Source organism: Streptomyces sp. PA03-6a (assembly GCF_033792765.1).
GTDB lineage: Bacteria > Actinomycetota > Actinomycetes > Streptomycetales > Streptomycetaceae > Actinacidiphila.
On record NZ_JARAVK010000124.1, the window covers coordinates 17,673 to 27,724 of the forward strand.

The following is a 10,052-nucleotide window of genomic DNA, read 5'->3' on the forward strand; positions in this document are numbered from 1 at the left end:
CGAGCCCGGCGGCCTGTCCGAGCGGCATACCGCGGGGGTGCCCTGCTCGACAGGAGCACCTGCCGGGCCATCAGAGCGATGTGGAAGTCATGCGGTGAAGAGCCTCAAAGCGCTGGTCGGCAGTCGGGTGCAGGACACGTCGTGCGACGACCGGGTGCGCCTGCGTCTCGCCCCTGCGGACGGGGGCGAGACGTCAGGCGGCACCACGGAACTGGTCCTGGAAACGGGGTTCCGCCTGAGGGACGACGACGGCCAGTACCACGACATGCACCCCGGAACGGGTTCTGCCCTCGCCCCGGTGCTCGACCTGTTCGGCCAGTCCGTCACGGACGTCGACGTGGTCGCCGACGGTTCGTTCCTCATCGCCTTCGACGCCGGTGCGCTCCTGTGGATCGTCGCGGACGCGCAGTTCGACGTGCGGCACGTGCCCGGCGCGTGAAGCGGATTCCCTCGGCGAGCCTGCCCCGGCGCGGGTCGTCGGGCTAGGGGGCCGGCGGGGCGGTGTGGAAGGGGCGGAGTTCGAGCCATTCGTGGATGGGCTTGCCGCCGGCGCCGGGGGCGGCGGAGAGCTCTCCGGCGAGTTCGACGGCGCGGTCGTAGGTGTCGACGTCGATGATCATCCAGCCGGCGATGAGGTCCTTGGTCTCGGCGAAGGGGCCGTCGGTGACGGGCGGGCGGCCTTCGCCGTCGTAGCGGACCCAGGTGCCCTCGGGTGCCAGGGCCTGGCCGTCGACGAACTCGCCGGTCTCCTCCAGGCGGGCGGCGAAGTCGTGCATGTACTGGACGTGGTCGGAGATCTCCTGGGGCGTCCACTGGTCCATGCACACGTCGTTCACGGCGGCCGGTGCGCCGCGGTAGTGCTTGAGGAGCAGGTACTTGGCCATCGTGGTTCTCCCTGGTGCCGGTGCGGCCCATTGTGGCCGCCTTCACCCCGGGGACGGAGCCGGCCACGGGTTCTCGACATCACCGCCCGATGTCTTTTGGGCCGCGGAGACAGCGGAACGGGCCGCCGACCGCCGCGTTGCCCGTAGCGGCTGGAAACGAGGTCACCCAGGATGAAAGTGACCGGTCGTCTCGATCGGTCGACCCGTCCCCCTGCCGGACCAGAAGCTACCACGGCTAAATGCGTAAATTAAAGCCAGGTGGCCATGGGCGGCGGGCGTGCCGACCGGTCAGCGCTGGGCGACCGCCTGACCCAGGTCGATCCATTCGCCGTTGCCCGCGGAGCGCAGCCGCCCGGCGAGCCCGGCGTCATCGAAGGCGTGCTCGATGTCGGCGCGGGTCTCGCTGAAGTGCGCCCATCCGTCGCAGTGGGCGGCGACGACGATCGGGGACCCCAGTACGGAGGCGGCGGCGCCGGCCCGCTGTGCGGTCAGCGTCAGAGGCCGGCCGCGCATCTTCGACGGGACGCGCGCCGCGCCCACGAACAGGACGGCCACGTCGACGGGCGGCATGCGGCGGCCGATTTCGGCCACCACCGCGAGCGAGGCGTTGTCGCCGCTGACGTAGACGGTGGGCAGCTCGTCACCCGTCAGGACGAAGCCGGTGACCTCGCAGTTCACATGACCCTGCTCGTCGCGTTCGCCGTCGTCGGGACCGTGCTGGGCGGGGACGGCGTGCACGGTGACGGTGCCTCCGGCCGGGCGGGGGAGCTCCACGCGGTCCCAGGCCGACAGCCCCTGGGCCGGGGCGCCCAGACGCCGCGCGGCGGCGGGCCCGGTCAGCACCAGCGGCGAACTCAGGGCGAAGGCACGGCCGCGGGTGTCCAGGTTGTCGGGGTGGAGGTCGTGGCTGACGAGGACCGCGTCCACCGGCCCCAGGGCGTCCTCGCCGACGGCGGGCCCCGCCGTCTTGGTGAGGTACCCGTGGTCGCCCGGGTCGTCGAAGGTGGGGTCCGACACCAGGCGCAGCCCGCCGATGTCGATCACCGTGGTGGGCCCCCCGAGGACGCTCACCGCGGCAGGGCGGCGGGCGGGGCTGACCTGATCGTTCATGGCGGCACCTCTCCTGTCGTGCTGGTCACCGGAGCCCGTCACCGGGCCCTGTGTGATCACATCACACCACCGGGGGGCGGCCCAGGGCGGTCATCCGCGCGACGGTGCGCCACCGCATGGGCCTCCGGGCCCCGCACGGCGTGCGAACACCCTCCATGAAGCCGCCCCACCAGGCCCGAAGTCCCTCCGGTGACGGCCGCTTGAGCACCGTGAGCACCGCCCACACCCCCAGGTACGCCGGCACCAGGGCGGTCGGGAGACGCCGTCTGGCCAGCCACACCCGGTTCCGGGCCACCATCCGGTAGAACACCGCATGCCGTGTCGGCGACGTCCATGGGTGCTGCAGCACCAGCTCCGGCGCGTAGCGGATCCGCCAGCCCGCATCCAGCGCCCGCCACGCCAGATCGGTCTCCTCGTGGGCGTAGAAGAACGCGTCCGGCCAGCCGCCGACCTCCTCCAGCATCCGCATCGACAACGCGTGCCCTCCGCCGAGGAACGTCGTCACCAGACCACCGCGCATGGGGTCCGACGCCCGTAGCCGCGGCACGTGCCGCCGCTGCGTGCGGCCGAGTTCGTCCGCGATCCGGAACGACACGATGCCCAGCCGCGCGTCCCGGCGGTACAGCTCCGCCAAACGGCGGAAGACGTCCGTCTCGATCAGCAGCCCGTCGTCGTCCAGGTCGACCACCACGTCGACATCCCCGAACTGCCGCAGCCGTTGCAGGGCCACGTTGCGACCACCCGCCACCCCCAGGTTCTCCGGGAGGACCACCCCGGTCACCCCGTCCGGCAGCGCCGGCAGCGGGGACCCGTTGCCCACCACGACGACCCGCGCCGGCGGCAGATTCTGCGTGGCGACCGAGGCCAGCAACGCATCGAGTTCGGCGGGCCGGTTGCCCATGGTGAGGACGGCAACCCCGATGCGCAGGTGGCCCACGGGTGAACTCCGTTCGTCCGGGAGTGGTCCTCGCGATGCTAACCGCCCCGCGCTCCGCACACCCCTCGTGCGGTACCGCCCAACCCCGGCGCCACAGGGCGTCGCCGAAAATCCCGGCACCCGGCGTTCGGCGCGGCGTACGCTCCGGCGTTGTGGGTCCGCAGACGTGCAGCCATCGGGCCACTGGTGATCGATCACGGCGCCGATCGGGGCACGCTGGTGGAGCCGAACGTGTGGGTGCGGCACCGCTGAGCCGCCGGCCTGCCGCGCCGCACGGTCGGGGCACCCGACGCCCCCCCACGGCATCACTGGGCCGGATCCTCGTAGCCTGCGGTCATGGTGGACGACGACGAGGCGTGTCCCGCGGTCCGCGTGGGCGGGGAGGGCTCCCGGGGGGTCGAGCTGCGCTTCCACGGGTTGACGCGTTCGTTCCCGTCGGAGCGGGACGATCCGATGCGCGACTTCCTCGTGACGGCGCAGGGCCAATGGGTCCGGGTCGAGGTCATGGTGAGGACGTGGGGCGGCGACGGGCTGCACGACTTCCTGGCGGAGCCGGCGGATGGGTCCCGTGGGTGGGCCGGTGCCCGGACGTGGCGCTCGCTGGAGCGGGACCTGACGCTGTCGGCCGAGCACACGGGATCGCGGGTCCGGTTGACATGGGGGCTGCACGACCGATTGCCCGACGACGAGTGGCATTTCGAGGCGACGACCGATCACGCCCCTGGAGAGGACATGCGCAACCTCGCCATGGAACTGCGTGCCTTCCTGGAGGCCGAGCCTCCGGCGTGAGTCGCACGAGTTGATGGGGGATCAAGCTACTTGAACGTATTTATGCCGTGCTGTTCAATTATTTGACCGAGCAAGCATTGCGGGTGGGGACCCCCTTGCTCGGAACATGGGGATGCGGCCTCGCGGTGATGAGCCACCGCGAGGCCGTCCGTGACGGCTACTTGCCCGGCGTTCCGGGGTTGCGCAGTGCCGAGAACGCGGCGCGGAGTTCCCTGGTGAAGATGTCCGGGACCTCCCAGGCCGCGAAGTGGCCGCCCCGCGGAGCCTTGTTGTAGTAGATGAGGTCGTGGTAGGCGTCTTCCGCCCAGCTGAGCGGTGCCTGGTAGATCTCGCCGGGGAACACGGTGATGGCGGCGGGGATCGAGATCGACACCGCGTTGAAGTTGTTGGCGTTGTTCTCCCAGTAGAGGCGGGAGGAGGAGACCGCGGTGTTGGTGAGCCAGTAGAGGCTGATGTCGTTGAGGATCTCGTCCTTGGTGAGCACCCGCTGCGGGTCGCCGTCGCTGTCGGTCCAGGCGGCGATCTTGTCGTACATCCAGGCGGCCAGCCCGGCGGGGGAGTCCGTCAGCCCGTACCCCTCGGTCTGCGGGCGGGTGACCATCATCGCGGAGTAGCCCGAGCCGGTCTTGTAGAAGGCGTTGAGCTTGTCGTAGGCGGCCTTCTCGTCGGCGGACAGGCCGGACGGGGTCGGGTCGCCGCAGGCGAGCTTCTTCGCGATGTCCGGCGGCACGGTCGCCGGCATGTTGACGTGGATGCCGATCAGCCCGGGAGGCTTCTGCGCCGCCATCTTGTCCGACACCACCGCGCCCCAGTCGCCGCCCTGGGAGACGTAGCGCGTGTATCCCAGACGCTGCATCAGCACGGCCCAGGCGCGGGCGATGCGGCTGGGGTTCCAGCCGGTGGTGGTGGGCCGCTCGGAGAAGCCGTACCCGGGCATCGAGGGGATGACGACGTCGAACGCGTCCTGCGCGCGGCCGCCGTGGGCGGTGGGGTTGGTCAGGGGGTCGATGACCTTGAGGAACTCCAGGACCGAGCCCGGCCAGCCGTGGGTCAGGATCATCGGGAGCGCGTCCTGGTGGCGGGACCGGACGTGGATGAAGTGGATGTCGAGCCCGTCGATCCTGGTCTTGAACTGCGGCAGGGAATTGAGCTTCGCCTCGATCTTCCGCCAGTCGTAGTCGCTTCCCCAGTAGCGCGTGAGATCGCGCATCGTCGCCAGCTGGACGCCCTGCGACTGGTCGGGGACGGTCTCGCGGTCGGGCCACCGCGTCCCGTTGACGCGTCGGCGGAGCTCGGCGAGATCCGCCTCCGGGATGTCGACGTGGAAGGGCCGGATGCCGGTGCCCTCCGCCGCCCGCTCCCGCACCGCGTCCGGCGTCCGCGAGGCCATGCCGACGGCCCCCGTGGTCGCCGCGGTCATCGCGCCGGCGGAGGTGAGCAGGAGCTTTCGCCGGGAAAGCAGACGGGCAATGTCGGGCATGGCAGATCTCCGGTCGTCCGTTTCCCGGGAGGGAAGCGTCGTGGGCGTGCACGTACCTCGTCGGAGTCGGCGGGAGATGCCGCACGGAATGCGCGATCGCCAGGTGCGGGGCGGGAGAACCAGGCCGATATCCGATATGAGGGTATTGCGATGGAATGAGACGCTATGTGGCGCTCTGTTGCTCCGCAACTCAGGGTCGGGCCCGGCCCTGGGGCGGCATGGAGGCCGGCAGGTCCGCGTCGCGATCGCGTGTCATCGTTGTTCCGGAGCGCACCGCAACAGGCAGGGGACGACAGTGGCGACGTTGGACGAATTCGCGGAGCTGGCCCGCACCGAGCAGGGCCTCGGTGTGGTGTCGACGCTGCGTGCCGACCGGAGCATCCAGTCCTCCGTGGTCAACCTCGGGGTCATGCGGCATCCGGTGTCCGGCCCGGACGTGGTGGCGTTCGTGACCTACGGCAAGGTCAAGCTCGCCAACCTCAGGCGGCGTCCCCGGCTCGCCGCGAGCGTGCGCTCCGGATGGCACTGGCTGACGGTGGAAGGCGACGCCGAGATCATCGGTCCCGACGACCCGCATCCGGCGGTCGACGCGGAGGGCAGGCGCCTGCTGCTGCGGGAGATCTTCACCGCGGCGGGCGGCACCCACGACGACTGGGACGCGTACGACGAGGTCATGGCCGCCGAACGCCGGGCGGCCGTGCTGGTGCGACCCGAACGGATCTACGGCGTCTGAACGCCGGCCGCCGGGAGCGCGGCGACACCGAGGGCCGGCTGAGGAGACCTGATGGGACGACTCGAGGGGAAGACGGCCGTGGTGACCGGCGGCTCGACGGGGATCGGCCTTGCCGGCGCCCGTCGCTTCGCCGAGGAGGGGGCCCACGTCTACGTCATGGGCCGGCGGCAGGAGGAGCTCGACGCCGCCGTGGCGCTCATCGGGCCCGCGGCGACCGGCGTCCGTGGCGACGTCGCCGTCCCCGCCGACCTGGACCGGCTCTGCGAGCGCATCGCCGCGGACGGCCGCCGGGTCGACGTGCTGCACGCGAACGCCGGGGTGGGGGAGCGGGCTCCGCTCGCGGAGGTCACGGAGGAGCACCTCGACCTCCTCCTCGGCGTGAACGTGAAGGGCACGGTCTTCACCGTGCAGAAGGTCCTGCCGCTGCTGAACGATGGCGCGTCCGTCATCCTCACGGCCTCGATCTGGACGGTCGAGGGACCCGAGGGCTTCGGCGTCTACTCGGCGACGAAGGCGGCGATCCGGTCCTTCGCGCGCACCTGGGCCAACGAGCTCAAGGACCGGGCCATCCGCGTCAACGCCATCAGCCCGGGCACGATCGACACGCCTCAGCTCGACCAGGCGCTCGGGGCGGGCACGGAGGAGGGGCGACGCATGAAGGAGCTCCTGGTCTCGCGGATCCCGCTCGGCCGCATCGGCGTCCCGGACGACGTCGCCGACGTGGTCCTCTTCCTCGCGTCCGACCAGAGCCGCTTCGTCACGGGCACGGAACTGTTCGTCGACGGCGGCACCGTCCAGGTCTGACCAGGTCCGGGGGAGCGCAGGCCCTGCCTACGAGCGGTCCGCGTCGGGGCAGGCGTCGGCCGACTGCGTCATCGTCCATCCGTCCCCGCGCACATCGACGCCCTTGTACAACAGGGAGTCCCGCACGGCGACGGAAGGAGACGCGGCGGCGCCGCCTCCGCCCGAGACCGAGGGCAGCGTGGCGGAGGACCCACCCACGTGGGACACCGTGCACGCCAGCTGCAGCATGGCCGGGTGGCTGAGGGGAGGGATGCCCTCGGGGAGCCGGACGGAGACGAGGCCGGTCTTGCCGACCGTCACCTCCGGTGCGACCGCGAGGTGCGGCAGCTCCGTGGTGACCTTGTCGGCCTCGCCTCCGGCCGGTCCGTCGAACAACAAGCGCACGGCGGCCGCAACGTCCGAAGGATCGGCGAGCTTGCGGCCGACGGGCGTCGGATCGCCGTTGAGCAGGAAATACAGGGACACGGGGGCCGCCACCGCGGGATCGGGGGCGTAGAACATGCCGCTCGCCGGCGCGCCGGCCTCGATGACGTCGGACGGCGGGACTCCGCAGCCCGCCAGCGTGAGCCCGGCGGCGAGCCCGGCTGTCAGCGCCGCGACGCGCGCGCCCTTCACCAGGCACCTTCGATCACGTCGTCGGTGTCGTCGCCGTCGGCCGCCGAGTCGCGGTGCAGGGGGAGTTCGACGGTGAACGCCGCGCCGCCCCAGGGCAGGTTGGCCACGGTGATGCGCCCTCCGTGCAGGTGCACGTTCTCCGCCGTGATGGCGAGGCCCAGACCGCTGCTCTCGCTCCTGGTCCGTGTGCTGTTCGCCTTGTAGAAGCGTTCGAAGATGTGCGGCATGGCGTCCTCGGCGATGCCCTTCCCGTTGTCGGTCACCTCGATGACGGCCCACGCCACGTCCGCCCGCTCCTCCCGCACGCTCATGGTCAGCCGTACCGGCGGCGCCCCGTGCCGCAGCGCGTTGCCGACCAGGTTGGCCAGCACCACGTCGAGCCGGCGCGGATCCACGCGGGTCCGGAGCACACCGGGCGGGGGCAGGTGGGTCTCGACCTGGCCCTGCCAGCCCCGGGCCGCGAGGGTGTGCTGCACGAAGTCGGCCAGATCGATCTCGTCCACGTTGAGTTCGGCCGCGCCCGCGTCGAAGCGGGAGATCTCCATCAGGTCGTTCACCAGCCCGCTCAGCCGGCTGGTCCCCTCGCTGATCAGCCGCAGCGCCTCGCCGGTCTCCAGGTCCAGCCGCAGGGCGTTCTCGTCGAGCACGTCGGTGACCGCCGTCATCGCCGCCAGCGGCGTCCGCAGTTCGTGGGAGACGTCCGCGACGAAGCGGCGCGCCTGGGCCTCCAGACGGCGCAACTCCGCGACCGAACGCTCCAGTTCGGCCGCCGTGTGGTTGAAGGACTCCGAGAGGTCGGCCAGTTCGTCGGAACCGTTGACGGCCAGGCGGACGTCGAGGTGGCCTTCGGCCATCCGGCGCGTCGCCCCGCGCAGCGCCCGTACGGGACGGAGGACACCTCGTGCGGCCAGCAGCGCCAGGACGACGGCGAGGCCCAGCGCGACCAGGGAGGCGTGCTCGATGGCGCTGACCATCGCCCTGACGTAGGCCTCCTCGGTGTCCTGCGGCACCACCAGGTACATCACGAGCCCTGACAGTTGGGGCTCCTTCTCCTCGCCGCCGGTGTACGTGACCGGCAGCCCGACGACGAGCCAGGGACGCCCGTCGGTGGTCACCCGCTGGAACACCGCGGCGCGTTTGGTCGCCACGCTCCGGCGCAGTTCCGGGCTGAGCATGTCGAACTCCGCGCCCACCACCCAGGCGCGGAGGTCGCCGTACGTGGCCATGACCCGCCAACCCTGGGACTGGTTGGCGCGGGTCACCTGGTTCACCGCCGTCTGCAGGTCCGACTGGTCCGGGTTCGTGGGGGTGTATTCGGCCACGGCGTCGACGCTGGCCCGGAACTGCTGGATGACGGCGTCCTGGCTCTGCTGCAGCACGCCGTTGCGCGCCTCCCGGAAGGTGACGGCTCCGGTGCTCAGCGCTCCGGCCATGGTCACCAGGACGAAGGCCACGACGAGCCGGGAGCGCAGGCCCCGCAGCGGGAGCGGGAGCTTCGCCAGTGCCGCGCGGTGGAAGCGCGTCCACCGGGGGCCCTGGCCGGTCGCCGCGGCTTCGCGCTGCCGCACGGCCTTGCGCGGCCGTACGGATCCCCGGCGGCTCACGCGGTACCGAAGCGGTAACCGAAGCCGCGTACGGTCTGGATGTACCGGGGAGCGCCGCCGAGCTCGCCGAGCTTGCCGCGCAGTCGTTTCACGCAGGCGTCCACGAGGCGTATGTCGCCGTAGTAGCTGTGCTCCCAGACCGCTTCCAGCAGTTGCTGGCGGCTGAAGACCTGCCCGGGCGAGGCCGACAGGGTCAGCAGCAGCCGGAGCTCCGAGGGGGCGAGCGCGACGGGTTCACCTCGGTGCGTCACCACGAGTCCGGCCCGGTCGATGGCCAGCTCGCCGTGGGACTCCGCCCTGGGGCGGACGGCGTCGGAGACCGACGCGTCCTGCCGGCGCAGCACGGCCCGTATGCGCGCGTCGAGCACCCGGGCCTGCACGGGCTTGACGACGTAGTCGTCCGCGCCCGCCTCGAGCCCCACGACCACGTCGATGTCGTCGCCCTTGGCGGTGACCATGATGATCGGCACCTGGTCGCGGTCGCGTATTCGGCGGCACACGTCGAGACCGGACATCCCGGGCAGCATGAGGTCGAGCACGACGACGTCCGGGTGGAAGGGACGGAGCTGTTCCAATCCCTCTTCACCCGTTCCGGCGGCGAAGACCTCGTGTCCCTGGTGGCGCAGCCCCAGCTGGACGGCCTTCCGGACATCCGGGTCGTCTTCGACAATAAGGACTCGTGGCACGCCGACAGTGTAAGCAGATCGCGATCGGTGACCGGGCCGGGGAAGGGGCCCTCCCGGGAGCTGTTACACAAGGGTCATACGTGGGGTGTGAGGCTGGCGCCGGGGGTCACCGGAAGGCCGCTCGTTATCGTTTCGTGATGGCGTGAGCTCATGGCGATCATCTGAAATGACCAGTTTGAGCTGCCATGCATTCATCCCACCGTGCCGGACGCCACCGGTCCTCCCGTCGCAGGCGCCGTCCGCGCCGCCGGGGCCGGGGCTATCTGGTCGCCATGCTGGTGGTCGCAGGGCTGCTCGGCTCCGTCGCGTTCTTCCTGGACGACGGGCGAAGTGACGCGTCGAGCGGCGCCCCGCGCCCGCGGAGCGTGGTGCACGTCACCCCCACCCCGACTCCCACACCCACACCGACC

General features: G+C 71.3%; 11 protein-coding genes. 4 read left to right on the forward strand and 7 right to left on the reverse strand.

The window, feature by feature from the left end:
* The first annotated feature begins 94 nt into the window (after positions 1-94).
* On the forward strand, positions 95-439 hold the full coding sequence (locus PV350_RS26850; protein WP_500336526.1) for a DUF6188 family protein: 345 nt from the start codon (positions 95-97) through the stop codon (positions 437-439).
* A gap of 43 nt (positions 440-482) precedes the next feature.
* Here the strand turns inward: PV350_RS26850 and PV350_RS26855 are convergent, their stop codons facing one another.
* The 3 genes from PV350_RS26855 to PV350_RS26865 form a co-directional block, all read right to left on the reverse strand.
* The gene (locus PV350_RS26855) at positions 483-884 is read right to left on the reverse strand and encodes a YciI family protein (protein ID WP_499509863.1); all 402 of its coding nucleotides are present in this window, start codon (positions 882-884) and stop codon (positions 483-485) included.
* A gap of 288 nt (positions 885-1,172) precedes the next feature.
* Positions 1,173-1,994: an MBL fold metallo-hydrolase gene (locus PV350_RS26860; RefSeq protein WP_500336528.1), complete on the reverse strand. Its 822-nt coding sequence runs from the start codon at positions 1,992-1,994 to the stop codon at positions 1,173-1,175.
* A 61-nt stretch (positions 1,995-2,055) separates the two neighbouring features.
* Positions 2,056-2,931, reverse strand: a complete 876-nt coding sequence (locus PV350_RS26865; RefSeq protein ID WP_500336530.1) for a glycosyltransferase family 2 protein — start codon at positions 2,929-2,931, stop codon at positions 2,056-2,058.
* A 336-nt stretch (positions 2,932-3,267) separates the two neighbouring features.
* On the opposite strand from PV350_RS26865, the gene PV350_RS26870 reads away from it, so the two are divergent.
* Positions 3,268-3,720: a DUF6228 family protein gene (locus PV350_RS26870; protein WP_500336531.1), complete on the forward strand. Its 453-nt coding sequence runs from the start codon at positions 3,268-3,270 to the stop codon at positions 3,718-3,720.
* A 157-nt stretch (positions 3,721-3,877) separates the two neighbouring features.
* Here the strand turns inward: PV350_RS26870 and PV350_RS26875 are convergent, their stop codons facing one another.
* Positions 3,878-5,200: an epoxide hydrolase family protein gene (locus PV350_RS26875; protein ID WP_499509859.1), complete on the reverse strand. Its 1,323-nt coding sequence runs from the start codon at positions 5,198-5,200 to the stop codon at positions 3,878-3,880.
* Positions 5,201-5,495: 295 nt separating this feature from the next.
* Between PV350_RS26875 and PV350_RS26880 the strand changes: the two genes are divergently transcribed.
* Positions 5,496-5,933 carry a TIGR03618 family F420-dependent PPOX class oxidoreductase gene (locus PV350_RS26880; protein ID WP_500336533.1) on the forward strand — a complete coding sequence of 146 codons (438 nt, stop codon included), beginning with the start codon at positions 5,496-5,498 and terminating at the stop codon, positions 5,931-5,933.
* A 51-nt stretch (positions 5,934-5,984) separates the two neighbouring features.
* On the forward strand, positions 5,985-6,737 hold the full coding sequence (locus PV350_RS26885; protein WP_500336535.1) for an SDR family NAD(P)-dependent oxidoreductase: 753 nt from the start codon (positions 5,985-5,987) through the stop codon (positions 6,735-6,737).
* A 27-nt stretch (positions 6,738-6,764) separates the two neighbouring features.
* Here the strand turns inward: PV350_RS26885 and PV350_RS26890 are convergent, their stop codons facing one another.
* Genes PV350_RS26890 through PV350_RS26900 form a run of 3 tightly spaced genes read right to left on the reverse strand, consistent with a single transcriptional unit; the run spans position 6,765 to position 9,642 of the window.
* Positions 6,765-7,352: a hypothetical protein gene (locus PV350_RS26890; protein ID WP_499509856.1), complete on the reverse strand. Its 588-nt coding sequence runs from the start codon at positions 7,350-7,352 to the stop codon at positions 6,765-6,767.
* Positions 7,349-8,956 (reverse strand): sensor histidine kinase, encoded by a 1,608-nt coding sequence (locus PV350_RS26895; protein WP_500336537.1) that lies wholly within the window; start codon positions 8,954-8,956, stop codon positions 7,349-7,351. The genes PV350_RS26890 and PV350_RS26895 overlap by 4 nt, the downstream gene beginning before the upstream one ends.
* Positions 8,953-9,642, reverse strand: a complete 690-nt coding sequence (locus PV350_RS26900; protein WP_499509854.1) for an MtrA family response regulator transcription factor — start codon at positions 9,640-9,642, stop codon at positions 8,953-8,955. Before PV350_RS26900 ends, PV350_RS26895 begins: the two co-directional genes overlap by 4 nt.
* Positions 9,643-10,052 lie beyond the last annotated feature (410 nt).